General features: G+C 69.2%; 21 protein-coding genes and 5 tRNA genes. 16 read left to right on the top strand and 10 right to left on the bottom strand.

Going from position 1 to position 24287, the window contains the following annotated elements:
- The first annotated feature begins 98 nt into the window (after positions 1–98).
- The 7 genes from folC (at position 99) to JR064_RS17945 (ending at position 7926) form a co-directional block, all read left to right on the top strand.
- Entirely contained in the window at positions 99–1358 is a 1260-nt protein-coding gene (folC, locus tag JR064_RS17975) for a bifunctional tetrahydrofolate synthase/dihydrofolate synthase (RefSeq protein ID WP_206230642.1), read from the top strand.
- A gap of 68 nt (positions 1359–1426) precedes the next feature.
- Positions 1427–2476: an SPOR domain-containing protein gene (locus JR064_RS17970; RefSeq protein WP_206230641.1), complete on the top strand. Its 1050-nt coding sequence runs from the start codon at positions 1427–1429 to the stop codon at positions 2474–2476.
- A gap of 97 nt (positions 2477–2573) precedes the next feature.
- Positions 2574–3341, top strand: a complete 768-nt coding sequence (locus JR064_RS17965; RefSeq protein ID WP_206230640.1) for a CvpA family protein — start codon at positions 2574–2576, stop codon at positions 3339–3341.
- A 28-nt stretch (positions 3342–3369) separates the two neighbouring features.
- Complete coding sequence (gene purF, locus JR064_RS17960) at positions 3370–4836, top strand: amidophosphoribosyltransferase (protein WP_179570616.1); 1467 nt, start codon at positions 3370–3372, stop codon at positions 4834–4836.
- A gap of 22 nt (positions 4837–4858) precedes the next feature.
- Positions 4859–5680, top strand: coding sequence for a ferritin-like domain-containing protein (locus JR064_RS17955; RefSeq protein WP_206230639.1), 822 nt, complete (start codon positions 4859–4861; stop codon positions 5678–5680).
- A gap of 311 nt (positions 5681–5991) precedes the next feature.
- Positions 5992–7236, top strand: a complete 1245-nt coding sequence (locus JR064_RS17950) for a zinc-dependent metalloprotease (RefSeq protein WP_206230638.1) — start codon at positions 5992–5994, stop codon at positions 7234–7236.
- 174 nt (positions 7237–7410) lie between these two features.
- Complete coding sequence (locus JR064_RS17945) at positions 7411–7926, top strand: hypothetical protein (protein ID WP_206230637.1); 516 nt, start codon at positions 7411–7413, stop codon at positions 7924–7926.
- A 40-nt stretch (positions 7927–7966) separates the two neighbouring features.
- Here the strand turns inward: JR064_RS17945 and lpxH are convergent, their stop codons facing one another.
- The 8 genes from lpxH to JR064_RS17905 form a co-directional block, all read right to left on the bottom strand.
- Positions 7967–8704, bottom strand: a complete 738-nt coding sequence (gene lpxH, locus JR064_RS17940) for a UDP-2,3-diacylglucosamine diphosphatase (protein ID WP_179570620.1) — start codon at positions 8702–8704, stop codon at positions 7967–7969.
- A gap of 116 nt (positions 8705–8820) precedes the next feature.
- Positions 8821–9348, bottom strand: coding sequence for a phosphatase PAP2 family protein (locus JR064_RS17935; RefSeq protein WP_179570621.1), 528 nt, complete (start codon positions 9346–9348; stop codon positions 8821–8823).
- On the bottom strand, positions 9332–10462 hold the full coding sequence (locus JR064_RS17930; protein ID WP_206230636.1) for a glycosyltransferase family 4 protein: 1131 nt from the start codon (positions 10460–10462) through the stop codon (positions 9332–9334). The genes JR064_RS17935 and JR064_RS17930 overlap by 17 nt, the downstream gene beginning before the upstream one ends.
- Positions 10463–10663: 201 nt before the next feature.
- Positions 10664–12187 carry an exopolyphosphatase gene (gene ppx / locus JR064_RS17925; protein ID WP_179570623.1) on the bottom strand — a complete coding sequence of 508 codons (1524 nt, stop codon included), beginning with the start codon at positions 12185–12187 and terminating at the stop codon, positions 10664–10666.
- A 59-nt stretch (positions 12188–12246) separates the two neighbouring features.
- The gene (gene ppk1 / locus JR064_RS17920; RefSeq protein ID WP_191825040.1) at positions 12247–14343 is read right to left on the bottom strand and encodes a polyphosphate kinase 1; all 2097 of its coding nucleotides are present in this window, start codon (positions 14341–14343) and stop codon (positions 12247–12249) included.
- Between the two features lie 11 nt (positions 14344–14354).
- Positions 14355–15680 carry a phosphate regulon sensor histidine kinase PhoR gene (phoR, locus tag JR064_RS17915; RefSeq protein WP_179570625.1) on the bottom strand — a complete coding sequence of 442 codons (1326 nt, stop codon included), beginning with the start codon at positions 15678–15680 and terminating at the stop codon, positions 14355–14357.
- A gap of 67 nt (positions 15681–15747) precedes the next feature.
- Positions 15748–16437 carry a phosphate regulon transcriptional regulator PhoB gene (gene phoB, locus JR064_RS17910; RefSeq protein WP_003468516.1) on the bottom strand — a complete coding sequence of 230 codons (690 nt, stop codon included), beginning with the start codon at positions 16435–16437 and terminating at the stop codon, positions 15748–15750.
- Positions 16438–16519: 82 nt separating this feature from the next.
- The gene (locus tag JR064_RS17905; RefSeq protein WP_185813687.1) at positions 16520–18163 is read right to left on the bottom strand and encodes a M48 family metalloprotease; all 1644 of its coding nucleotides are present in this window, start codon (positions 18161–18163) and stop codon (positions 16520–16522) included.
- Between the two features lie 155 nt (positions 18164–18318).
- Between JR064_RS17905 and grxC the strand changes: the two genes are divergently transcribed.
- The 3 genes from grxC (at position 18319) to JR064_RS17890 (ending at position 20223) form a co-directional block, all read left to right on the top strand.
- Entirely contained in the window at positions 18319–18630 is a 312-nt protein-coding gene (gene grxC, locus JR064_RS17900; RefSeq protein ID WP_179570627.1) for a glutaredoxin 3, read from the top strand.
- Entirely contained in the window at positions 18627–19040 is a 414-nt protein-coding gene (locus tag JR064_RS17895) for a carboxymuconolactone decarboxylase family protein (protein ID WP_185820828.1), read from the top strand. The genes grxC and JR064_RS17895 overlap by 4 nt, the downstream gene beginning before the upstream one ends.
- A 175-nt stretch (positions 19041–19215) precedes the next feature.
- On the top strand, positions 19216–20223 hold the full coding sequence (locus JR064_RS17890; protein WP_179570629.1) for an isocitrate dehydrogenase: 1008 nt from the start codon (positions 19216–19218) through the stop codon (positions 20221–20223).
- 156 nt (positions 20224–20379) lie between these two features.
- On the opposite strand, the gene JR064_RS17885 is transcribed toward JR064_RS17890, so the two are convergent.
- Positions 20380–21156, bottom strand: coding sequence for a Bax inhibitor-1/YccA family protein (locus JR064_RS17885; RefSeq protein ID WP_206230635.1), 777 nt, complete (start codon positions 21154–21156; stop codon positions 20380–20382).
- Between the two features lie 153 nt (positions 21157–21309).
- Between JR064_RS17885 and JR064_RS17880 the strand changes: the two genes are divergently transcribed.
- From JR064_RS17880 to JR064_RS17865, 4 genes are all read left to right on the top strand, one after another.
- Positions 21310–21386 (top strand) — tRNA-Pro (locus JR064_RS17880).
- A 45-nt stretch (positions 21387–21431) separates the two neighbouring features.
- Positions 21432–21508 (top strand) — tRNA-Arg (locus JR064_RS17875).
- Positions 21509–21544: 36 nt separating this feature from the next.
- Positions 21545–21621, top strand: a tRNA-His gene (locus tag JR064_RS17870).
- Between the two features lie 76 nt (positions 21622–21697).
- Positions 21698–21773 (top strand) — tRNA-Lys (locus JR064_RS17865).
- Positions 21774–21872: 99 nt separating this feature from the next.
- Here the strand turns inward: JR064_RS17865 and JR064_RS17860 are convergent.
- Positions 21873–23297 (bottom strand): S41 family peptidase, encoded by a 1425-nt coding sequence (locus tag JR064_RS17860; RefSeq protein ID WP_206230634.1) that lies wholly within the window; start codon positions 23295–23297, stop codon positions 21873–21875.
- On the opposite strand from JR064_RS17860, the gene JR064_RS17855 reads away from it, so the two are divergent.
- Complete coding sequence (locus tag JR064_RS17855) at positions 23281–23895, top strand: winged helix-turn-helix domain-containing protein (RefSeq protein WP_206230633.1); 615 nt, start codon at positions 23281–23283, stop codon at positions 23893–23895. The genes JR064_RS17860 and JR064_RS17855 overlap by 17 nt on opposite strands.
- Before the next feature lie 257 nt (positions 23896–24152).
- A tRNA-Leu gene (locus tag JR064_RS17850) sits at positions 24153–24237 on the top strand.
- Positions 24238–24287: the final 50 nt, after the last annotated feature.

Raw genomic sequence — 24287 nt, 5'->3', positions numbered from 1 at the left:
GCAAAGAAAAGTGACTCGCGCGTCAGCGCGAAAGCTGTTGCTTCCAAGAGGTGGGCGGGTGATCGAACGCGCCTCGTCGAAAGGCTGAAAATACACAGATGAAAACCCTCCCCGAATGGCTCGCCTACATCGAGCAGCAACACCCGCAGGACATCGCGATGGGCCTGGAGCGCGTGCGCGCGGTGGCCGCGCGCATGGGCCTGGACCGGCCGGCGAAGAAGGTCGTCACCGTCGGCGGCACCAACGGCAAGGGCTCGACCGTGGCCTTCGTCGAGGCGATCGCGCGTGCCGGCGGCTGGACCGTCGGCAGCTACACCTCGCCGCACCTGCTGCGCTACAACGAGCGCGTCCGCATCGGCGGGCAAGAGGCCAGCGACGCGCAGCTGGTGGCCGGCTTCGAGGCGGTGGACGCCGCGCGCGGCGACACCCCGCTGACCTATTTCGAATACGGCACCTTGGCCGCGCTGTGGCTGTTCCAGCAGGCCGAGCTGGACCTGGCGGTGCTGGAAGTGGGCCTGGGCGGACGCCTGGATGCGGTCAACCTGGTCGATGCCGACGTGGCGGTGATCACCACCGTCGATATCGACCACACCGACTGGCTGGGGGCGGACCGCGAGGCGATCGGCGCGGAGAAGGCCGGCATCGCGCGGCCGTGGAAACCGCTGGTGCTGGGCGAGATCGATCCGCCGTCGAGCGTGCTGCGCCGCGCCTATGCGATCGGCGCCAACGCGATCCGCGCCGGCAGCGATTTCTTCCATGAGCCGATCGATGCCGACCAGTGGCGCTGGCGCGACGTCGGCACCGAGCTGGAGTTGCCGTCGCCGCAGCTGCGCGCGCCGGTGCAGCGCGCCAACGCCGCCACCGCCATCGCCGCCTTGCGCGCGCTGCGCAGGGCCTTGCCGCGCACCGCCTACGCCGAGGGCATCGCCGCGGCGCAGTTGCGCGGACGGCTGCAGCCGTTCGTGCGCGACGGCGTCGAGGTGCTGGTCGATGTCGGCCACAACCCGCAGGCGGCGCGCGAACTGGCCGCGGCGCTGCAGGCGCAGCCCTGCGCCGGCGCCACCCGCGCGGTGTTCGCTGCCCTGGCCGACAAGGACGCGGCCGGTTTGGTGCAGGCGCTGGCCGGGCAGGTCGCTGCCTGGCATCTGGCCGGGCTGTCCGGCGCGCGCGGCCAGAGCGGCGCGCAGTTGCGGGCGCGCCTGGCCGGTACCGACGCGGCCGCAGGCGTGGTCGCCGATAACGTGGAGCAGGCGCTGCAGCAGGCCCTGGCGCAGGCGCGGCCGGGCGACCGGGTGCTGGTGTTCGGCTCGTTCCATACGGCGGCCGACGCCTTGCACTGGCTGCATTCAGCCGGCTGACCGCGCCGGCAGCCGGCCGACCTTATAATCGCTGCGGCACTCCGCCATGCCGCCCCCTCAAGCTTTCCGTGGATACCGTCCTGAAACAGCGACTGATTGGCGCCCTTGTCCTGGTGGCGCTCGCCGTGATCTTCCTGCCGATGCTGGTCAAGGGCCCCGCGCCCGACAGCGGCGTCGCCAATGTTCCGCTGAAGGCCCCGGACGCTCCGGCCGACGGCCAGTTCCAGACCCGCGAGTTGCCGCTGGTGACGCCGGGCGACGCGCCCAGCGGCGGTGCCGTGGGCATGGCCAGCGCGCCGGCCGCGGCGCCGGCGCCGGTGCAGGACAACCCCGACGCCGCCGACCTGGCCACGCCGGCCGCGGCCGGCAGCGCCGCGCAGCCGTTGCCGCCGACCGTGGCCGCCGGCAACTACGCGGTCAATTTCGGCGCCTATTCCACCCAGGCCGACGCCGATGCGGTGATCGCGCGGCTCAAGCAGGCGCAGCTGCCGGGCTTCCGCGAAGCGGCCACGATCGGCGGGCGCCAGGCCTGGCGCGTGCGGATCGGCCCGTATGCCGACCGCGCCCAGGCCGAGTCGGTACGCCTGCAGGCGGTGAAGGTGCGCAACGACGTCAATGCGCAGGTGGTGACCCTGGACGCGCCGAGCGCATCTTCGGTGGCCGCCGCGGCGACGCCGGCAGCGACCGCGGCGCCGGCCAAGACCGAAACCCTGCCGCCGGAGCCGGCCAAGCCGGTGGCCGCGGCCAAGCCGCCGGTCGCCGCGGCGCCCAAGCCTGAGCAGCCCAAGCCCGAGCCGGCCAAGCCGGCCGCGACGCCGGCGCCGGCGCCGGTCGCGGCGGCCAAGCCCGCTCCGAGCGTGCCGAGCGTGCCGGCCGCGTCCGGCACCGGCTTCGCCGTGCAACTGGGCGCCTTCGCCAAGGCCGAGGATGCCAACGCGTTGCGCGACAAGGTTCGCGCCGCCGGATTCAGCGCCTTCGTCGAGCAGGTGCGTACCGACAAGGGCGCCTTGAACCGGGTGCGGGTCGGCCCGGTCGCCAATCGCGCCGATGCCGAACAGCTGCGCGCGCAGGTCGCCTCCAAGGTCGGCATCAGCGGTATGGTACGTCCACACCCTTGAACCGGGCTTCGGCCCGCGGAGTCGCAAGCATGTACCAGGGAAGGGAACCGCGGCGCGCTGCCGCCGCCATGGTGCGGCCTGGCCGCAGGAGGCGCGCATGATCGATATGGTGTTGCTGGCGGTGATCCTGGTCTCGGCGCTGCTCGGCGCGCTGCGCGGCTTCGTCGGCATCGTGGTCGGCACGCTGTCGTGGCTGCTGTCCGGCTGGGCCACCTTCCAGTTCGGCGGCGACGCCGGCCGCTGGCTGGCCGACGGCGCGCATCCGAGCATGACCTACTATCTGGGCGGCTACGCGCTGACCTTCGTGGTGACGATGGCGGTGGTGGGCATCACCGGCATGGTGATCCGCAGCGCGGTCCGCGCCACCGCGCTGTCCGGCACGGACCGCGCGCTCGGCTTCGGCCTGGGCACGCTGCGCGGCGGGTTCTTCGCCGCGGTGCTGGTGCTGCTGATGAGCTTCACCCCGCTGACCCGCGAGCAGGCCTGGCGCCAGTCGGTGGTGTTGCCGGTGCTCAGCCCCGGCGTGCACTGGATGCGCGCGCAGCTGCCGGACTGGCGCATGCCGCAGATGCCGCAACTGGACATGTCGCAGATGAACCTGCAACAGATGAACATGCAGCAGATGGATTTGGGCAAGTTGCCCCTGGCAGGCGATAATGCCGCCCTGGGCAACGCCCTGTCGGCCAGTGGCCTGCAGGAGGTGATGTCCAAGGCCCTGGGGCGTCCGGGTGCCCAATCCGCGCAGCCCGGCGGCGACCCGACCCAGGTCCTGCCTGCGAATATCGATCCGGCGCAGGCGCGTCCGGCAGCAAACGACCCGGCACGGGTCGAATCCAACGGCCAGGCACGGCCACCTTCCCAATAGCGGCGCAGTCGCCGCGGAGAGCGTTCAAATGTGTGGCATCGTCGGAATCGTCGGCAATCAGAATGTCGCAGCGCAACTGTATGACGGCCTGGCCGTGCTGCAGCACCGCGGGCAGGATGCCGCAGGCATCGCCACCGCCGATGGCACCCGCCTGCGCGTGCAGAAGGCCAATGGCCTGGTCCGCGACGTCTTCGACGAGAAGCGCATGGCGGTGCTGGAAGGCCGGGTGGGCATCGCCCATTGCCGCTATCCCACCGCCGGCTCGGAAGGCATGGACGAGGCGCAGCCGTTCTACGTCAATTCGCCCTACGGCATCGCGCTGGCGCACAACGGCAACCTGATCAACACCGAGGCGCTGCGCCAGCAGGTGTTCGAGGCCGACCGGCGCAACATCAACACCGATTCGGACAGCGAAGTGCTGCTGAACGTGTTCGCCTACGAGCTGGACGCGCAGCGCATGCTGACTCCGGAAGCGGCGATCCGCGCGGTGGCCGGCGTGCACCGCCGCTGCAAGGGCGGCTATGCGGTGGTCAGCGTGGTGCTGGGCCTGGGCCTGGTGGCGTTCCGCGACCCGCACGGCATCCGTCCGCTGGTGCTGGGCAAGCGCGAGGGCGTGGAAGGCGACGAATACATCGTCGCTTCCGAATCCTCGGCGCTGGACATCCTCGGCTTCACCCGCCTGCGCGACGTGCGCCCGGGCGAGGCGCTGGTGATCACCGGCCGCGGCGAGCTGTTCTCCGAGGTCTGCGCCTCGCCGACCGACCACACCCCGTGCATCTTCGAGTACGTGTACTTCGCGCGCCCGGACTCGATGATCGACAACGTCTCGGTGCACAAGGCGCGCATGCGCATGGGCATGAAGCTGGGCGAGAAGATCCTGCGGCTGCGCCCGGACCACGACATCGACACCATCATTCCGATCCCGGACACCTCGCGCGACGCCGCGCTGGAGATGTCCAACGTGCTCGGGGTGAAGTACCGCGAGGGCTTCGTCAAGAACCGCTACGTCGGCCGCACCTTCATCATGCCGGGGCAGGTCGAGCGGGTGAAGTCGGTGCGCCGCAAGCTCAATCCGATCCACCTGGAATTCCGCAACCGCGTGGTGCTGCTGGTCGACGATTCGATCGTGCGCGGCACTACCAGCCGGCAGATCGTGCAGATGGCGCGCGAGGCCGGCGCGCGCAAGGTGTACCTGGCCAGCGCCGCGCCGCCGGTGCGCTACCCGAACATCTACGGCATCGACATGCCGGCCGCCGACGAGCTGATCGCGCATGGCCGCAGCGAGCAGGAGATCCAGGAATTCCTCGGCTGCGACTGGCTGATCTACCAGGACCTGGAAGACCTGGAGACCGCGGTGCGCGAGGGCAACCCGGAACTGAAGACCTTCGATTCCTCGTGCTTCAACGGCGAATACACCACCGGCATCGAGCCGGGCTACTTCGAGCGCATCATGCAGCTGCGTTCGGACGAAGCGAAGAAGAAGCGCCGCGCCTGACGCGGTGTTGCGTGGCGCACCGATGCACGACGCGCACGCCGGCGGGGATCTGCTGCAAGCGGCGCGGCTGTGCCTGGCCGCCAGCGCGCCCGAGGACAAGGTCGCACTGACCCAGCGCTACGCTGCCGCGTTCGCCGCCGGCGCGCTGCGCGTGCCGGCGGATGCCGCCGAGCCCGAACCGATCCGCATGCCGGGGCGTCCGCCGCGGCCGTTGCTGGTGCATCCGCGCGACCTGCCGCGGCGCGGATTGGGCAGCGCCGAGGGCCGCGCCGCCTTCATCCATGCGATCGCGCACATCGAGCTCAACGCGATCGACCTGGCCTGGGACGCGGTGTACCGCTTCCGCGGGGTGCCCGACGCGTTCTACGCCGACTGGGTGGCGGTGGCCGCCGACGAATCGCGCCATTTCGCGCTGCTGCGCGACCGGCTGCGTGCGCTGGGCCACGACTACGGCGATTTCGCCGCGCACAACGGGCTGTGGGAGATGTGCGAGAAGACCGCGCACGACGGCCTGGCGCGCATGGCCCTGGTGCCGCGCGTGCTGGAGGCGCGCGGGCTGGACGTGACCCCGGGCATGATCGTGAAGCTGCGCGCGCTCGGCGACGCCGCCACGGTCGAGATCCTGGAACTGATCCTGCGCGAGGAAGTGGCGCATGTCGCCGCCGGCTCGCGCTGGTACCGCTGGTATTGCGCGCGCGCCGGCATCGAGCCGCGCGCGCGGTTCGCCGAGCTGCTGCGCGAATACGCCGGCGGCTACCTGCACGGCCCGTTCAACCTGCCGGCGCGGCTGCTGGCCGGTTTCGACGAGGACGAACTGCTCGCCTTGCTACGCCAAGCCGGCTGAGGCGGCGCGCTGCCGCGCGGCGAAGCGGCCGGCGTTACCCGGCAGGCCGGCGCGACGGTTCCCGAACGATCGCCGTTTGGCGTGCGCCTCTGTCCTGCCCATGGCGGTGGCCGCGTGCTGTGAGGGCAGCGCATGGATGCCGATCACGGCGCTAACTGGAATGGCCATCTCTGAGTGGACACGCGATCGATTTTGTTGCTTGCGCTGAACGTTGGCTGAGCGGCTAATCGGAATCCCCCGTGCGCTGTGCCCGACGCCTTCTGCGCGAGGGACGACGCTCCGTCTCTTCTCACCACCCCTGGGAGTACGACATGAAGTCGATGTGCTGCCTTACCGCGATGCTTGCCCTGTGTGTCGCCGGTTCCGCTTCCGCGGCCGGAAAACCCCTGTTCCAGAGCAGCCAGTACATTTCCAAGGCCATCCCCGGCGAGCCCGCATTGAGCCGGGTGCTGGCCAATCCGTCCACCGGCGCGGTGCAGAGCGTGCGCGTGGACGCCGCCGCGGTGGACGCCACGCAGGCGCAGCTGGAGCTGGACCTGCTGGGCCAGCGCGTCACCGCCACGCAGACCAGGACCGAACAGCTGGAAGGCGGCAACAGCATCTGGTACGGCAACCTCGGCAACGCCGCCGCGGCCAAGTCGCGCGCGCGCTCCGGTCTGGATCCGCTGAACTCGGCGATCCTGGTGCGCAGCGGCGACACCGTCACCGGCAGCATCCGCAGCAACGGCACGCTGTTCCACCTGCGCCCGATCGCCGGCGGCGGCCACGTGCTGGTCGAGGTCGACGAGAGCCGCATGCCGGCCGAGCATCCGGCCGAGTACGCGCTGCTGCCGACCATCCAGATGCCGCAGGCCGTGGTCGACGACCGCGCCACCGCCGCCGCCGCCTCGTCCGGCTCGCCGGCGACCATCCGCGTGCTGGTGGTGGCCACCAACCAGGCGGTGACCAGCTACGGCGGCAACATGCAGTCGCTGGTGCAGCTGGCGGTCGCCGAGTCCAACCAGGGCTACACCAACAGCAACGTCGGCATCACCATGCAACTGGCCGGCTACCAGACCACCAGCTACACCGAGTCCGGCGACTTCACCACCGACCTGAGCCGCTTCCGCGGCACCAGCGACGGCTACATGGACAGCATCCACACCACGCGCAACAGCGTGGCCGCCGACGTCGGCGTGCTGATCATCGACAACAGCAGCTACTGCGGCCTGGCCTCGGGGATCGGTTCGACCGCGGCTACCGCGTTCGCCGCGGTGTACTGGGATTGCGCCACCGGCTACTACAGTTTCGCGCACGAGATCGGCCACCTGCAGAGCGCGCGCCACGACGTCGCCACCGATTCGAGCACCTCGCCGTACGCCTACGGCCATGGCTATCGCTACGGCAACAGCTGGCGCACGATCATGGCCTACAACTGCCCGGTCAGCTGCCCGCGGCTGAACTACTGGTCCAATCCGAACATTTCCTACGGCGGCGTGCCGATGGGCAATGCCAGCACTGCGGACAACCAGCGCGTGCTGGTCAATACCAAGGCGGCGGTCGCCGCGTTCCGCTGATGTAGCGCGTTCAAGGGGCGCTCCGGTGCAGGCCGCGCCAGGCCTGCGCCGGGGCGTTCCGCTTGCCGATCCAGCAGGCCAGCCGGACGCCGTGGCATCCGGCTTCGGCTATGCTGAGCGACGACGTGTCCGGCAGCGCCGGGCGCGTACCGCTCATTACTCCTGGAATCGGCGATGGTGTTGAAGAGCATTGGCCTGCCGGCGGCCTTGGCGCTGGCGATGTTGAGCATGGGCTGCGGCCCGGCGGCGGATCCACCAGCCGCACCGCCGCAGGCGCCGGCGACCACTGCGGCCCCCGCGACCGCACCCGCCACGGGCGATGCGCCTGCGGCGGCGTTCGACGAAACCCGCGCGTTGGACATGCTGGAGACGCGTCTGGCGGCCGACCACGTCTACGCCGATGCGCAGTGCCTGCAATACGCCGCCGAGACCGACGCCGAACCCGCAGCCGCCGACGCCGCTGCCTCGCCGTCGGCGACCACCGAACCCGCCGCCAGCGCCTCCGCCGCGATCGATTTCGCGGTGCGCGAGAAGCACGGCGACGGCTGTCCGGGCGATCCGCAGACCGCACCGGTCCGGGACCGCTACCGGGTCGAACGCTCCGGCGCGATCCTGTGGTACGACGTGGCCGAGGGCGATTTCGTCGGCTATGCGCAACGTGTGCGCGACAACGCCGGCGGCATGCTGTAACCGTCGCGGGCTCTGCGCGTGCGTTTCCCGCCGCTGCCGATTACAGCTGCTGCAGCCGGCAGCCCTGCGCATCCACGCGCAGCACCGAGCCCTGTTCGTACCAGTCGCCGAGCACGATGCGGGTGCAGCTGCGGCCGTTGGCGTCCAGCGCGTGCACGGCGGGGCGGTGGGTATGGCCATGGATCATCCGCGCCACGCCGTAGCGCGCGAAGCTGGCCACGACCTCGTCCGGCGCCACGTCGGTGACGGTTTCGAACTGGGCGCGGTCGCCTTGCTTCATTTCCGCCTGCCGCGCCTGGCTGGCGGCGCGCGCCTGCTGCGCATAGGCGATGCGCGCGGCCAGCGGCTGCGCCAGGAACTGCTGCTGGAACGCCGGGTCGCGGGTCTGCGCGCGGAACGCCTGGTAGGCGGTGTCGTCGGTGCACAGCAGGTCGCCGTGCAGCAACAGCGTCGGCTCGGCGTACAGATCGATCACGCACGGATCCGGCAGCAGGCGCATGCCGGCGCGGCGCGCATAGTCGGCGCCGAGCAGGAAATCGCGGTTGCCGTGCATGAAGAACACCGGCACCCCGGCGTCGCTCAGCGCGCGCAGCTCCAGCGCCACCGCGTCGGCCGTTTCCGACGGCGTGTCGTCGCCGATCCAGGCCTCGAACAGGTCGCCGAGGATGTACAGCGCCTCGGCACCGCGCGCTTCGCCGCGCAGGAAGTCCAGAAACAGCGCGGTGATCGCCGGCCGGGCCGGATCCAGATGCAGGTCGGAAATGAACAACGTGGTCATTGCCGCATTGTAATGGAGCCGGGATTGGAGATTGGGGATTCGGGATTGGCGACGTCCGTCGTGCCGGCGTCAGCTCCCGCTGCTGCGAATCCCCAATCCCGAATTCCCAATCCCGGCTACAGAACCACCCACAGCGACACCCCGGCCAGCAGCGCGCCGATCGCGGTGGCGGCGAGCACGTCGCTGGGATAGTGCAGGCCCAGCACCACCCGCGACAGCGCCACGCAGGCGATGAAGGGGATCAGCAGCGGCGCCAGCCACGGGTAGTAGGCCAGGGCGACGATGCCGAACGACACCGCATGCAGGGTGTGCCCGGACGGGAAGCTGAACTCGTCCAGCGGCGCCACCCAGGCGCGGATGCGCAGGTCGGCCGCGTACGGGCGCGGGCGCCGGGTCCAGCGCTTCAGGCCCTTGTACAGGCTCAGCGCGACCACGCCGGTGGCGGCCATGTGCGCGGAGGCGAACACGCCGCCCATGCCGTCGCAGACCACCAGCAAGGTCATCAGCGCGTACCAGAACACGCCGTCGCCGAGGCGGCTGATCAGCGCGAAGAAGCGCCGCACCGAGCGCCGCCGGCACCAGTGGTTGGCTTGCCGGCACCAGCGGGTTTCGTGTCCGCGCAGAATCTCAAGCCGCGTCGACATGGGTCCTCCTGATGTAAGCCAGTTCGCCGAGAAGCGCCTCGAAATCGGCCACGACCTGTTCCGGGCGCAGCTGCTGCATCGCCGCGCAGGCGGCCTCGCCCAGTTGCCGGCGCAGGGCGTCGTCGCCGGCCAGGCGTACCGCCGCGGCCACGAAGCCGTCGTCGTCGGCCACCGCCGCGCCGTTGATGCCGTCGCGCAGGTATTCGCGCGCCGCGCCGTAGTCGAAGGCGACCGTGGCCACGCCGCTGGCCATCGCTTCCAGGGTCACGTTGCCGAAGGTCTCGCTGCGGCTGGGGAACAGGAACAGGTCGCCGCTGGCGAAGTGCCGCGCCAGCGCGTCGCCGCGCTGCACGCCGCAGAAGATGAAGTCGGGGTTTTCCTGCGCCAGGCGCTCGCGCATCGGGCCGTCGCCCACCCAGACGAAGCGCGCCTCCGGCCGCACCCGCTGCAGTTGGCGGAACGCGCGCACCGCCAGCGGCAGGTTCTTTTCCGAAGCGATGCGGCCGACGTACAGGGCCGCGCAACCGTCCGCCTCCAGGCCCCACTCGCGGCGCAGTTCCGCGTCGCGGCGCTGCGGTTCGAACTGGCGATTGTCCACCGCGCGCGCCAGCAGGCGTGCGCGCTCGAAGCCTTGCCCGGCGAGGAAGCCGAGCAACTCGCGGGTCGGCACCAGGGTGGCGTCGGCCTGGTTGTGGAAGCGCCGCATCCAGCGCAGCGCGGTCGACTGCAGCCAGGCGGCGCCGTACTGGGGCAGGTATTCGTCGAAGCGGGTGTGCAGGCCGGTGGCGATCGGGATGCCCAGGCGCCGCGCGGTGCGCAGCGCCGACCAGCCGAGCGGGCCTTCGGTGGCGATGTAGACCGCGTCCGGCGGCGCGGCCTGCCACAGCCGGGACAGGCGCCGCGGCGCGGGCAGGCCGAACTTCAGGCCGGGGTAGCGCGGCAGCGCCGCGCCGCGCACCAGCAGCGCATCGTCGTCGTGGTCGCCCACCTGGCGCGGGCGCACCACGTCGACCTGATGGCCGAGCGCACGCAATCCCAGTTCCAGCCCCTGCACGGTCAGCGCGACGCCGTTGACCTCAGGGGGGTACGTCTCGGTGACGATCGCGTAGCGCATGCTTCAGGCTCCGGTTTGCCAAAGCTTCGCGCGAGGCGGTGAAGCGAACATGTCCGCCGCATGTAGGAATGATGACGCCGGCCCAGGGCGTTTAGCCGCGCTTTCACCAGCGGCCCCCGATAAGGGCGATGCGGCTCGCAAAAAGCGCTCCAGCAGCCCAGCTTTGACGAATCCCGATTCCCGATTCCCCAATCCCGGCTTTCAGGCCACAAACGGCCGGAAATTGATCCCCAACCCCGCCATGCCCTCGACTTCGCCGATCAGGTCGGCGCGCTGCAGCGGCCGCGATTCGATCCACGGTTGCGACAGGATCAGGTGCAGGTCGTCGCCGCTGGCCTTCAGGTCCAGCGACGGGATCGGCTCGGATTCGTGCGCGCGATGCAGCAGCACCGCCAGCCGCAGCAGCGCGGCCTTGCGCTTGGCGCTGAGCAGCAGGCGGTCGGGCAGGGCGTCGAATGCGGTCTTGGGCACGTTGCGGCGATGGGTGCGCACCAGCGTCGCCAGCACCTGCTGCTCCTGCCGCGAGAAGCCGGCGATGTCGGAGTGCTCGAGCACGTAGGCGCCGTGCACGTGGTACTGGCTGTGCGCGATGGCCTGGCCCAACTCGTGCAGGCGTGCGGCCCAGCCGAGCATGCGTTCGTCGTCGGCATCCAGCGCCCAATCGGTGGCGACCTGCGCGAACAGCGCCATCGCGGTGGCCTCCACGCGCGCGGCCTGCGCCTCGTCGATGCCGTAGCGCTGGGTGAGCGCGGCGATCGCGGTCTCGCGCGGATCGTTCTCGCCGCCGCGGCCGAGCATGTCGTACAGGATGCCTTCGCGCATGGCCGCCTTGCTCACCATCAGGCGCTGCAGGCCCAGGGCCTGGAACGCGGCTTCCAGCACCAGAACGCCGCCGGCGATGATCGGCCGGCGGTCGGCGGACAGGCCGGGTAGGTCGATGTCCTCGATGCGCTTGGCCAGCAGCAGGCGTTCGCGCAGCAGCGGCAGCGCCTCGGCGGTGATCGCGCCCTTGGTCAGCTTCATCGCCGCGCAGATCTCGCCGATCGCCTTGTGCGTGCCCGACGAACCCAGCGCCTCGTCCCAGCCCAGCGTGCGGTACAGCCCGGCGAACTGCTGGAACTCGGCGCCGATCTCGGTCAGCGCGTCCTTCCATTTCTTCTTCGACAGCTTGCCGCCGGGGAAGAAGCGCCGCGTGCTGGCGATGCAGCCGGCCTGCAGGCTTTCGCGCTCCAGGGTCTGGAAACCGCGGCCGATGATGAATTCGGTGGAGCCGCCGCCGATGTCGATCACCAGCCGGCGCTGGTCCGGCTTGGGCGGCTGCGCATGCGCCACGCCCAGGTAGATCAGGCGCGCTTCCTCGCGGCCGCTGACCACTTCGATCGGATGGCCGAGCGCGGTTTCGCCGGGGATCAGGAACGCCTGTGGCGAGCGCAGCTGGCGCACGGTGTTGGTGGCCAGCGCGCGCACGTGCAGCGACGGCACGTCGCGGATGCGCTGGCCGAAGCGCGCCAGGCATTCCAGCGCGCGCTGCCGCGCTTCGGCCGACAGCCCGCCCTTGTTGTCCAGTCCATCGGCCATGCGCACGGTCTCGCGCAGGCGGTCCACCACCCGCAGCTGCCCGAGCTGATACCGCGCCACGACCATGTGGAAACTGTTGGAACCCAGGTCGATGGCGGCCAGCAGGTCGCCATCGCGCAACGGCGTGTACGGGGAGATGGAAGGCATGGGCGGAATGGTAGCCGATGCACGGCGGCTGCCGTCCATCGGCGCGCAGGTGGCGTGGCTCAGAGCCCGTCGAGCAGCGTCAGCTGCGCCGAATGCGGCGGCTGGTCCTGGCCCGGCGCCAGCTTGCGATAGGCGCCGCTGGCGTCCAGTTCCCACGCATTGAGATTGTCGGCCAGATAGTTCTGCAACACCTCGCGATGGATGCGCTTGACCAGATCCGGATCCAGGATCGGGAAGCAGGTCTCCACGCGCCGCAGCAGGTTGCGCTCCAGCCAGTCGGCGCTCGCGCAGAACAGTTCCGGCGCGCCGTCGTTGCCGAACCAGTAGATGCGGCTGTGCTCGAGGAAGCGGCCGACGATCGAACGCACCCGGATGTTGTCCGACACGCCCGGCACGCCGGGACGCAGCGTGCACGCGCCGCGGATGATCAGGTCGATCTTCACCCCGGCCTGCGAGGCCGCGTACAGCGCGCGGATCACCTGCGGCTCGTTGAGCGCGTTCATCTTGGCGATGATGCGGCCCGGGCGCCCGGCCAGGGCCAGCTTGGTTTCGCGCTCGATCCGGTGCAGCACGCCCGGGTGCAGGGTGAACGGCGACTGCAGCAGGCGCTTGAGGCGGATCTTCGGCGCCAGCCCGGACAGCTGCTGGAACAGCAGATGCACGTCGTTGCAGATGTCCGCGTCGGCGGTGATCAGGCTCAGGTCGGTGTAGGCGCGCGCGGTGCCGCTGTGGTAGTTGCCGGTGCCCAGATGCACGTAGCGGCGCAGCTTGCGGCCCTCGCGGCGCACGATCAGCAGCATCTTGGCGTGGGTCTTGTAGCCGACCACGCCGTATACCACCTGCACGCCGGCTTCCTGCAGGCGATCGGCCAGGCCCAGGTTGGCTTCCTCGTCGAAGCGCGCGCGCAGCTCGACCACCACGGTCACGTCCTTGCCGTTGCGCGCGGCCAGCACCAGCGCATCGACGATGCCCGAGTCCTTGCCGGTGCGGTACAGGGTCTGCTTGATCGCCAGCACCTGCGGGTCCACCGCGGCCTGCTTGATCAGGTCCAGCACCGCGGTGAACGCGTCGAACGGGTGGTGCAGCAGCACGTCGTCGGCGGCGACGATGGCGAAGATGCCGTCGCTGTCGCGCAGCGTGCGCGGATTCATCGGCGGGTACTTCAGCTCCGGGCGCTGCACCAGGTCGTAGACCTGGTTGACCCGGCTCAGATTGACCGGGCCGTTGATGCGGTAGACCGCGTTTTCCGGCAACTCGAAGTTCTGCAGCAGGGTGCGCACGATCGACTTCGGGCAGTCTTCGGCGATCTCCAGGCGCACCGCCGGCCGGTAGCCGCGGTTGACCAGTTCGTCGCGCAGCGCCAGCGCCAGGTTCTCCACTTCCTCCTCGTCCACCACCAGCTCGGAATTGCGGGTCACGCGGAACTGGTAGGAGCCCATCACCTCCATGCCCGGGAACAGTTCGTCGACGAAGGTGGACAGCACCGAGGACAGGAACACGAAGCTCTGTCCGCCTTCGGACAGGCTTTCCGGCAGCTGGATGATGCGCGGCAGCGAGCGCGGCGCGCGCACGATCGCCAGGTGGCCGACGCGGCCGAACGCGTCGGTGCCCTTCAGCACCACCACGATGTTCAGCGACTTGTTGAGGATCTTGGGGAACGGATGCGCCGGGTCCAGGCCCAGCGGCGACAGCACCGGCATGATCTCGTTGCGGAAATAGGCGCGCAGCCAGCGCTTCTGCCGCGCATTCCAGCTGTTGCGGCCGAGCACGCCGATGCCGGCGTCCTTCAGCGCCGGCCGCAGCACTTCGTTCCAGCAGCGGTACTGATGGTCGACCAGCTGCGCGGCACGGTCGTGGATGGTGTTGAGGACCGCGCTCGAACTCAGCCCGTCCGGCGCCGGCGGCAAGCCGAATTCCAGCGCGTGGCGCACGGTGGCGGCGCGGATCTCGAAGAACTCGTCGAGGTTGGTGCAGGAGATGCACAGGAAACGCAGCCGCTCCAGCAGCGGCACGCTCGGATCCTGCGCCTGCGCCAGCACGCGGAAATTGAAATCCAGTTGCGACAGTTCGCGGTTGAGATACAGCGACGGGTCGCGCAGCGGGTCGCTGGGAACGTCCGGTGGTGGCGTGGGCGGCAAAGCGGCGGCGCGTGGCATGGCGGTACTCGTTAGGCGGAGGTCAGGGTGGCATGGTCGTGCCGCGGATGCACGCGCCCGGCGCCGAAGTGGCAGGAAAACGTGCTGCCCTTGCCGACTTCGCTTTCGATGTCCAGCCGCGCCTGGTGCAGGCCCAGCACATGCTTGACGATCGACAGCCCCAGCCCGGTGCCGCCGCTTTCGCGCGAACGGCTGCTGGACACGCGGTAGAAGCGCTCGGTGATGCGCGGCAGGTGGTGCGACGGGATGCCGTAGCCGCTGTCGCGCACCGACAGCACCGCGCCGTCGCCTTCGCGGGCGAAGGTGATGCTGACCGAGCCGCCGGCAGGGGTGTAGCGCACTGCGTTGGTGACCAGGTTGGAGAACGCGCTGTGCAATTCCTTGTTGGATCCGACCAGGTCCAGGTCGGCCTCGTCGTGCACCTCGATGCGGTGCCGGCCCTGGCTATGCGCTTCGGCCTCGCGGCGCAGCGTGGCCAGCATCGGCGCCATCGCGATGCTCTCTTCGTTGGCGTGTTCCTGCGATTCCAGCCGCGACAGGGTCAGCAGGTCTTCGACCAGTTGGGTCATGCGCTGCGACTGCTTGCGCATCTCGGCGATCATCGGCCCGGAATCGGGGAAATCCTCCGGGTCGAGCATGTCCAGGTAACCGTGCACCACGGTCAGCGGCGTGCGCAGTTCGTGCGAGACGTTGGCGACGAAGTCGCGGCGCACCTGCTCCAGCTGCAGCAGCTTGCTGACGTCGCGCGCGACCAGCAGCCAGTAGTCGTCGGAGTAGGGGATCAGGCGCAGGTTCAGGCGCAGCCGGTCGTCGATCGGCGAGGGCGTGTCGAGCATCGGCTCGGCGTTGCGGCCGCCGGCCAGCCAGTGCGCCAGCGGCATCGGCTGCAGGCGTTCCACCACCGGCACGTTGAGGTCGCCGGGATGGCGCAGGCCGAGCAGGGTGCCGGCGGCTTCGTTGAACCACTGGATGCGCTGGCTGTTGCGGTCCACCACCACCACCGCGTCGGGCAGCGCGGCGGCGGCGGCGCGGTAGGCGCGCAGCATGTCCAGCAGGCGCCGCTTGCGCGTGCGCATTTCCGCCTGGCTGCGGTACAGCAGCCGGTCCAGTTCGTTCCACACGCCGGTGCCGGCCGGCGGTTCCCAGCGCTGGCGCGCGGTCAGCCGGCGCAACACGCGGCGCAGGCGCCAGTAGTGCCAGCCCATCACCGTCAGCGAGGTCAGGGTCAGGGCCATCCACACATGGCCGCCGACCCAGCCGACCAGCACCGCCAGCAACAGCAGTGCGGCGAGGGTGCCGAGGGTCTTGAGCCAGGCGTAACGCATGTGGCGGGGCATCGGGAGCGCGCTCTGTCGCGATGGATCGTATTCGTCGTCCGCCGTTTATAGCAGGCGACGGCGACAGTCAGATGGACGAGGAGAAGCGGTAGCCGGAGCCGCGCACCGTCTGCACCATGTTCTCCACCGCGAACGGCTCCAGGGTCTTGCGCAGCCGGCGGATGTGCACGTCGATGGTGCGCTCCTCGACGTAGACGCTGCCGCCCCACACGTGGTCGAGCAGTTGCGCGCGGCTGTAGACGCGCTCGGGGTGGGTCATGAAGAAGTGCAGCAGGCGGTATTCGGTGGGGCCGATCGGCACCGGCGCGTCGCCGGCGAACACCCGGTGCGCGGCGCCATCGATGCGCAGGCTGCCGACCGAGACGCTGCCGTCCTCGTCGTCGTCGCGGGTCCGCCGCATCACCGCACGGATCCGCGCCAGCAGCTCGCGGGCGGAGAACGGCTTGACCACGTAGTCGTCGACGCCGGCTTCCAGGCCGCCGACGCGGTCGTTTTCCTCGCCGCGCGCGGTGAGCATGATGATCGGCACCTCGCGGGTCATCGCATCCTTGCGCCAGCGCCGGGCCAGTTCCAGGCCGCTGGTGCCGGGCAGCATCCAGTCCAGCAGGATCAGGTCGGGGACGCGGTCGGCGATGGAGGTCTGCGCTTCCCGCGCGTCGCCGGCGTGGACCGGTTCGAAGTCGCCCTTGCGCAGGGCGAACGCCACCATGTCGCGGATGGCGGGTTCGTCGTCGACGATCAGGATGCGTTTCTGCACGACGGCACCGTGGGACTGGGAGGAGAGGTCGCCAGTAGACTACGGTTTTATTACTATTCGATGACCGCCGCCACACTGCGTTTCAGCGCTGTTTCACATCCGGATCCTGCACGCCCTGGCGGCGCAGTTCCAGCACCGTGGGCGTGATCGCGGCAATCCGCGCATCGATGCGCGCGCGCGCCACGTAATCGAGGTCGTCGCGCTTCTTCAGGTTGTTCAACTGGATCAGCGCCTGCTCGGGGCGACCGTTCAGGTAGGCGGCCTCGGCATAGGCTTCGCCGGCGCGGTTGCCGTCGCCGGCCAGCTCGCAGGCGCGGGCGAAGGTGCGCTGGAACACTGGATCGTCGGCGGCCGCGCTCAGCAGCGGGCGCAACACCGCCTGCGCGCGCTGTCCGGCGGCACGGCCGCCTTGCTCGTTCAGCGCCGTGGCATAGGTCAGCGCCACCGCGCGGTTGCTCGGCAGGCGCTTGAGCAGGGCGTCGAAGCGCGGGTTGGCCTGCTGACTGTGACCGTTGCGCGACTCGGCCTCGGCCACCGCCAGGCTCAGCCACCAACTGTCCGGATGTGCCTTCAGCAGGTCTTCCAGGGTCTGCATGCCGTCCTGCGGGCTGCCGCCGCCGCGCAGCCGGGCCAGTGCCAGGCCGTAGCGCTGGGCGTCGCTGAGGCCCTGCTTGCTGCCCTGGCGCAGGCCCTCGTACTCGCGGACCGCATCGGCCGGGGTATTGGCGCTGAGCACGCGCAGGCGCTCGCGGGCCCACTCGAACTGGCCGCTGGCGCCGCGCGAATAGGTCTCGAACGGCAATTGCAGGCGCCCGGGCAGCAGCGGATTGCTGGGCGCGCCCAGCGGCTGGCTCAGCGACACGTCGTTGGGGTCGACCCGCTCCCGCAAGGTGCCGCCGGGCACGCTGGTGGTCACGGTCACCGTGTTCTTCTTCATCTGTTCGGCGCGCTGCCGCGCCTCGCTGATGCGGGTGGTGGTGACCGGGTGGGTCATCAGGTAGTCGGGGGTGCTGTAGCCGCCCTGATTGCCGCGCATCGCCAGCGACATGCGCTCGAAGAAGCCGGCCATCGCGTCCACGTCGTAGCCGCTGCGCGCCAGGGTGCGGATGCCCAGGCGGTCGGCCTCCGACTCGTTGGAACGGGTGTAGTCGATCTGGCGCTGCTGCATCAGCCCCAGGCCGCTGGCGATCGCCGCCTGGGTGGCGTCGCCGCTGGAGCGGCCGCCGGCCTGCTGCGCGGCGACCACCGCGGCGAGCATGCCGAGCAGGATCGGCACCTGGTCGCGCTGCGCCCGCTCCACCCCGCGCAGCACGTGCTGCTGGGTGATGTGCGCGATCTCGTGCGACAGCACCGCAGCGACCTCGTCCTCGCGCTCGGCGGTTAGCACCAGCCCGGCGTTGACCGCGACATAGCCGCCCAGCGTGGCGAAGGCGTTGATCTGGCGGTCGCGCAGCATGAAGAACGTGTACTTCTGCTGCGGCTGGTCGCTGTTGGCGCCGAGCCGGGTGCCCATGGTCTGCAGCCAGTCGTCGATCAGCGGATCTTCGAGTACGTAGTCGTAGTTGCGCAGCTCGGCCAGCATCATCTTGCCGTACTCGGCCTGGCGCGCCGGGGTCAGCAGCTCGCCGGCCGAGGAGCCGATGTCCGGCAGCTTGTTCTCCTGCGCCGGCGCGATGGCGGCGGCGGTAGCCAGGGTGATCGCGAAGGCAAGCGGCAGCGGGCGCAAGTGAGGCTCCAGGGCAGGGCGGGGTGCCGCGGCGGCGGCGGGTGAATCCAGGGTGGTTGAACCTGTGTGATCTGCAGTGTTGCGGCAGCGGACTCGAAAATCCACCTGGCCGCTACCATAGTGGCTTGGACCCCATTTCTCGCCCGGAGTTTCCCGTGGACACCCAAGCTACCGATGACGGCCAGGCCGGCGGCCCGCCGATCACCCTGTATTCCACCGCGATCTGCCCGTATTGCGTGGCGGCCAAGAACTTCCTGAAAAGCAAGGGCCGCAGCTGGACCGAGGTGCGCATCGACCTGGACCCGGCCGAGCGCGAGAAGATGGTGGCCCTGGCGCGCCGTACCAGCGTGCCGCAGATCTTCGTCGGCGACACCCATGTCGGCGGCTACGACGACATGATGGCGCTGCACCGCGCCGGCAAGCTGCAGCCGCTGCTCGACGGCCAGGCGCCCGAGGCGCAGGCATGAGCGCAGCGCAGGCGGGCGGCGAGGGTGGCGACGGCCAGGACCGGCTGCGCGAGTTCACCGAATTCCGCCAGCGCATGAACCAGCGCATCCTGGCCGAGCCGAACCAGGTGGTGCGGCGCTTCTTCGCGCTCGATACCCAGACCTACCAGGCCGGCGCGCTGGACGTGAAGACCAAGGAACTGCTCGGCCTGGTCGCCTCGCTGGTGCTGCGCTGCGACGACTGCATCAGCTACCACGTGGCCCAGTGCAAGGAGGCCGGCGTGCAGCGCGACGAGTTCTTCGAGACCTTCTCGGTGGGGCTGGTGGTCGGCGGCTCGATCGTGATTCCGCACCTGCGCCGGGCGGTGGATTTCCTCGACAAGCTCGAGGAAGGCGCCGCCGCTGCGCCGGCGGAACACGCGCACGGCTGAGTAGCGCCGGATCGGCCTGGGACGCGCCGCCTGCGGGCGGCGCGCTGCGTTTTGCGCCTGCCTGGTTTTGGGGACCTTCACCGGCTTCGGGCATAATTACTGGTGAAACCTCCTTGCGCCTGCAGCCCGGGCTTCCGGTCGGCGCGTTCCCCCTCTGTACGGAAACCCCAATCCTATGACGCAGACAATCACGGTCATTCGTGGCGATGGCATCGGCCCCGAGATCATGGACGCCACGCTGTTCGTGCTCGACGCGCTGAACGCCGGCCTCACCTACGAATACGCCGACGCCGGCCTGGTCGCCCTGGAGAAGCACGGCGATCTGCTGCCGGCCGCCACCCTGGACTCGATCCGCAAGAACAAGATCGCGCTGAAGAGCCCGCTGACCACGCCGGTCGGCGAAGGCTTCAGCTCGATCAACGTGGCCATGCGCCGCCAGTTCGACCTGTACGCCAACGTGCGTCCGGCCAAGTCGTTCCCGAACACCAAGTCGCGCTTCGGCGCCGGCGTGGACCTGATCACCGTGCGCGAGAACACCGAAGGCGCCTACCTGAGCGAAGGCCAGGAAGTGTCGGCCGACGGCGAGACCGCGGTGTCGATGGCCAAGGTGACCCGCAAGGGCTCCGAGCGCATCGTCCGCTACGCCTTCGACCTGGCGCGTGCGACCGGCCGCAAGAAGGTCACCGCGGTGCACAAGGCCAACATCATCAAGTCCACCTCCGGCCTGTTCCTGAAGGTGGCGCGCGAAGTGGCCGCGAACTACCCGGAGATCGAGTTCCAGGAAATGATCGTCGACAACGCCTGCATGCAGCTGGTGATGCGTCCGGAGCAGTTCGACGTCATCGTCACCACCAACCTGTTCGGCGACATCCTGTCGGACCTGTGCGCCGGCCTGGTCGGCGGCCTGGGTCTGGCGCCGGGCGCCAATATCGGCGTCGACGCGGCGATCTTCGAGGCCGTGCACGGCTCGGCCCCGGACATCGCCGGGCAGGGCAAGGCCAACCCGTGCGCGTTGCTGCTGGGCGCGGCGCAGTTGCTGGACCATGTCGGCCAGCCGCAGAACGCCGAGCGCCTGCGCAGCGCCATCGTCGCCACGCTGGAAGCCAAGGACGGGCTGACCCCGGACCTGGGCGGCAGCGGCAACACCATGGGCTTCGCCAAGGCCATCGCCAGCCGCCTCTGAGCGCGCCGGAAGATCGCAAAAAAGAAAAGGGCGCCTCCAGGCGCCCTTTTCTTTTGTTCGGAAGTTCTGTTCGGAAGTTCGTCTGAAGCCACTTCCGCGCATCGATCACAGGGAGCCGCTCTTGCGATTCCCCAATCCCGATTCCCGACTCCCTGCTTAATTCCGCGACTGCAACTTCGACAGCAACCGCAGGAACTCGATGTACAGCCACACCAGGGTGACCATCAGCCCGAACGCGCCGTACCACTCCATGTACTTCGGTGCGCCCTGTTCCACGCCGGTTTCGATGAAGTCGAAATCCAGTACCAGGTTCAGCGCCGCCACCACCACCACGAACAGGCTGAACAGGATGCCGACCGTGCCGGAAGCGTGGATATAGGGAATCTGGATGTTGAACAGGCCGAGCACGATGGTCGCCAGGTACACCAGCGCAATGCCGCCGGTGGCCGCTACCACGCCCAGCTTGAAGTTCTCGGTGGCCTTGATCATCCCGCTGCGGTAGGCGAACAGCAGCGCGAACAGGGTGCCGAAGGTCAGCAGCACCGCCTGCAGCACGATGCCGTTGAAGCGGACTTCGTACATCGCCGAGATCGAACCCAGGAAGAAGCCTTCCACCAGCGCGTACAGCGGCGCGGTGATCGGCGCCCAGGTCTTCTTGAAGGTGGTGATCATGGCCAGGATGAAGCCGCCGATGGCGCCGCCCAGCACGTAGCCAATGATGCCCGGCGCGATCACTTCTTTGCCGGCGCCGTCGATCGAGATCGACTGGCTCCAGGCGAACGCCGCGGTCAGCACGGTCAACAGCAGCAAGGCGCCGGTCTTGTGGATGGTGCCGTTCAGCGTCATCGCCTCGCCGTCGCGCGAGACCACCGCGCCGCTGCCGAGGTCGAGGAAGGTGGATTCCTTCAAGGCGGGGTTGCCGCTGCGGATCATGCTGTTTCTCCCTGTAAAAAAGACGATTGGCCCGTATCGGCCGCAAGTGGCGAGGATAGCGCAGGCGGTGCGAATGCGATGTGCCGTTGACACCGGGCCGCGAGGTTCCCACAATAGCCGACCTTTCCGGCCTCGGCCGCGAGGGTGTTCCGCCGGGGTATAGCGCAGTCTGGTAGCGCGCCTGCTTTGGGAGCAGGATGTCGGGGGTTCGAATCCCTCTACCCCGACCAATCCGATGCCCAAACGGCGGAGAGGAATGCGACAATCCGGTCCGGGCGCCCGTAGCTCAACCGGATAGAGCACCGGCCTTCTAAGCCGGCGGTTACAGGTTCGATTCCTGTCGGGCGCGCCACACCGGTGCCGGACAGGGTGTTGCAAGAGTTCAATGGTGGCTGTAGCTCAGCTGGTTAGAGTACTGGATTGTGATTCCAGATGTCGGGGGTTCGAGTCCCCTCAGCCACCCCATTGATCGTGTGACCCGCTGCTTCGCGGGGTGTTGCAACGAAGCAAAAAAGCGCATAAGATGCGCGACTCAGTTTCAGGGCCGTTAGCTCAGTTGGTAGAGCAGTTGACTCTTAATCAATAGGTCCAAGGTTCGAATCCTTGACGGCCCACCAAATCAAGCAGCCACTTAGCGCAAGCCAAGTGGCTGTTTTTTTGTGCGTCGAACGTGCGCAAGTGCATGCCGGCCATGGCGTCGCTTCCGCGCGACGCGGTCAGCGTTTCGCCGCCGCGATCGCCAGCGCAGCGTCCACCATCGCGTCGGGATGCAACGGATCGTCGTCGATGCCGATGTCCGGCGTCAGCCACAGTGGCGTCGCTGCGTCCGAAGGCCGCACCAGCAGCAGCCGCGGCGCCCACAGCACCAGTCCCGTCTGCGGCAGCGCGATCTTCTGCACGCCGCCGGTCTGCGTGCTCCTGACGCTGGCGCCTTCGCCCAGCAGCGTTCCGAAGCCGAAGTCCTGCATCGTGTCGGCGAACAGCACCGCCGAGGAATAGGTGCCGCGGCCGATCAGCACGTAGACCTTGCCGCCGAAGTGCAGCGGATCGTCGGTGCGCGGAGCGCTCCATGTGTCCACGGTTCCGCTCAGCACCTGGCCCTGCAGTTCGTGTTTCGCCGGGTCGTCGCGGAGCACTTTCTTGGTGTAGCGCGACGCCCATCGATAGGGGCGGTCGGCGATGTAGGGCAGCAGCCCTTGCAGCCACATCGCATCGTTGCCGCCGCCGTTCTGCCGCACGTCGATGATCAGCGTGCGCGTGCCGCTTGCCTGCATCTGCTGGAACGCGCGGCGGGTGAACTCCTCGAATGCCGTCTGCTCGGGCCACGAAAAGGTCCGAATGGTCATGACCGCGGCGGTGCCCGGGCGCAGTTCGAAGGCGAATTGCCTGTCGAAATCGTCCTCGCCGACCAGGATCGAAGGGTGTGCGCGACTTGCGGGCCTGCGCAGCCGCGCCTGCGCAGGCCCGGCGAGCGTCAGTTCGAACGACGCGGGCGCGCCGTACACTTTCCAGTAGAAGAACCACCAGCGCCGCGACAGAAGGTCGGCGCGGAAACGCGCGCTGTCGCCGTGCACATGCGCGAGCAGTGCGCGCGCGACGTCGCCTGCGGGAACGCCATTGATGGTCTCGACCGATCTGCCGGAAAGTGCCGTCGCAGCGCCGCCCAGCTCGGAGAGGATTCGCACCCGCGCTTGCGCATCGACCGTAATTTCGAAGGGAAACAGGGCGCCTCCTTCGCGCAGATGCTGTTCCGTCTCTGCGCGCCAGTCGGCGTAGCCGACGAAGAAGTGGCCGTCCGCAAGCAGTGGATTGAGCGTGGAGAAGTCCCGCCAGGCCGCATCGCGGTCCAGCCCGGTCGAAGCCCGCTGCCGCAAGGCGTCAATGGCAAGCTGGAGCTGTGCCGGATCGACCGAATGCGACGGATCAGGGTGGGTCGCTGCGATCCCCGCCTGCAGCGCGTCGAGGTCGGCATGGATCTGCTGCGGGCTGTATCGTTCGGCCGCCTTGGCCGTTGGCGCCAGTGCCGACGCCACGGCAAGGAAGAAAAGGAATGCATGGAGCGGTTGCGGCCTTCGCATGAAGATCCCCCGGAAATGTTTTGAAAAAATACCATATAATTTCAACATGACGAAAAACGCCAAGCAGCCGTTCGACGCCACCGCGATCCGGGATCCGGCGCATATCCGTCTGTTGGCGTCCCCGGTGCGCCAGGAACTCGTGGACACGCTGGCGTCGTTGGGGGGAATGGCGACCGTCGCCGAGTTGTCCGAGCAATTGGGGCGGCCGGCGGACGGGCTCTACTACCATCTGCAGCTCCTCGCGGAGGGCGGCCTCGTGCAGGAAGGCGAGGGCGCCGCAGGGGAGCGTGTCTTCCGCTTGGCGGGCGCTGCAGGCGTGCCGCTGCGCCTGTCCTACGACCTGGCCAGCGACGAGGCGTCCGCGGCCCTGGCTGCCTACGCCAAGGGGCTGGCGCAGGTCGCCGAGCGCGATTTCCAGGCCGCCTTGAAACAGCGCAATGTCGAGGTCGACGGCCCCGGCCGGCAATTGTGGGCGGCGCGCAACAAGGGCTGGCTCAACCAGGCGGAACTGGCCGAGGCCAATGCGCTGCTGGAGCGGCTATGCGACCTGCTGAGCCGCCCGCGCGATCCGTCGCGCGATCGGCCGATGTCGCTGGCGTTCGTGCTGGCGCCAGCGGCGGTGCGGGGGCGGCGCAGAGCGCCCAAGGGCGGCCGGGGCTGAAACAGGCTGCGCTTTGCGTCGTCAGCAGGGGGATGGCCGAACCCGGGGTGGCGCTCTGCGCATGGCGGGTCATTGGCGGCGCCGACCCGCGTAAGTCATTGATCGCCCGCCCGGGCGGCGTCGGTTTTCGATCGCTGCGCGCAAGCGTCGGCTCCTCGGCGGTGGATCGAGCGGAGCGGCATCGGCTCCGACGGATGCCTTTTTCTTTGCCGGCAGGCCTGCAACAATGCGCGGGCGAGCGCTTCCGGCGCTGCAGCGCGAAAGTGGCGGAATTGGTAGACGCCCTGGTTTTAGGTACCAGTGCCGCAAGGCGTAGGGGTTCGAGTCCCCTCTTTCGCACCATCCCGGCGCCGCTTGCGCGGCCCGCCGCGCCCCTGCCCCCCGTCCGCACC

This window comes from Xanthomonas bonasiae, from assembly GCF_017163705.1.
Taxonomy (GTDB): domain Bacteria; phylum Pseudomonadota; class Gammaproteobacteria; order Xanthomonadales; family Xanthomonadaceae; genus Xanthomonas_A; species Xanthomonas_A bonasiae.
The sequence above is the reverse complement of the archived record's forward strand: the minus strand, read 5'-3'. Positions and strand labels throughout refer to the sequence as shown.

Coding starts and splice junctions, on each gene's coding strand:
- folC (WP_206230642.1), top strand. CDS start 99: ATGAAAACCCTCCCCGAATGGCTCGCCTACATCGAGCAGCAACACCCG.
- JR064_RS17965 (WP_206230640.1), top strand. CDS start 2,574: ATGATCGATATGGTGTTGCTGGCGGTGATCCTGGTCTCGGCGCTGCTC.
- purF (WP_179570616.1), top strand. CDS start 3,370: ATGTGTGGCATCGTCGGAATCGTCGGCAATCAGAATGTCGCAGCGCAA.
- JR064_RS17955 (WP_206230639.1), top strand. CDS start 4,859: ATGCACGACGCGCACGCCGGCGGGGATCTGCTGCAAGCGGCGCGGCTG.
- JR064_RS17950 (WP_206230638.1), top strand. CDS start 5,992: ATGAAGTCGATGTGCTGCCTTACCGCGATGCTTGCCCTGTGTGTCGCC.
- JR064_RS17945 (WP_206230637.1), top strand. CDS start 7,411: ATGGTGTTGAAGAGCATTGGCCTGCCGGCGGCCTTGGCGCTGGCGATG.
- lpxH (WP_179570620.1), bottom strand. CDS start 8,704: ATGACCACGTTGTTCATTTCCGACCTGCATCTGGATCCGGCCCGGCCG.
- JR064_RS17935 (WP_179570621.1), bottom strand. CDS start 9,348: ATGTCGACGCGGCTTGAGATTCTGCGCGGACACGAAACCCGCTGGTGC.
- JR064_RS17930 (WP_206230636.1), bottom strand. CDS start 10,462: ATGCGCTACGCGATCGTCACCGAGACGTACCCCCCTGAGGTCAACGGC.
- ppx (WP_179570623.1), bottom strand. CDS start 12,187: ATGCCTTCCATCTCCCCGTACACGCCGTTGCGCGATGGCGACCTGCTG.
- ppk1 (WP_191825040.1), bottom strand. CDS start 14,343: ATGCCACGCGCCGCCGCTTTGCCGCCCACGCCACCACCGGACGTTCCC.
- phoR (WP_179570625.1), bottom strand. CDS start 15,680: ATGCCCCGCCACATGCGTTACGCCTGGCTCAAGACCCTCGGCACCCTC.
- JR064_RS17895 (WP_185820828.1), top strand. CDS start 18,627: ATGAGCGCAGCGCAGGCGGGCGGCGAGGGTGGCGACGGCCAGGACCGG.
- JR064_RS17890 (WP_179570629.1), top strand. CDS start 19,216: ATGACGCAGACAATCACGGTCATTCGTGGCGATGGCATCGGCCCCGAG.
- JR064_RS17885 (WP_206230635.1), bottom strand. CDS start 21,156: ATGATCCGCAGCGGCAACCCCGCCTTGAAGGAATCCACCTTCCTCGAC.
- JR064_RS17855 (WP_206230633.1), top strand. CDS start 23,281: ATGACGAAAAACGCCAAGCAGCCGTTCGACGCCACCGCGATCCGGGAT.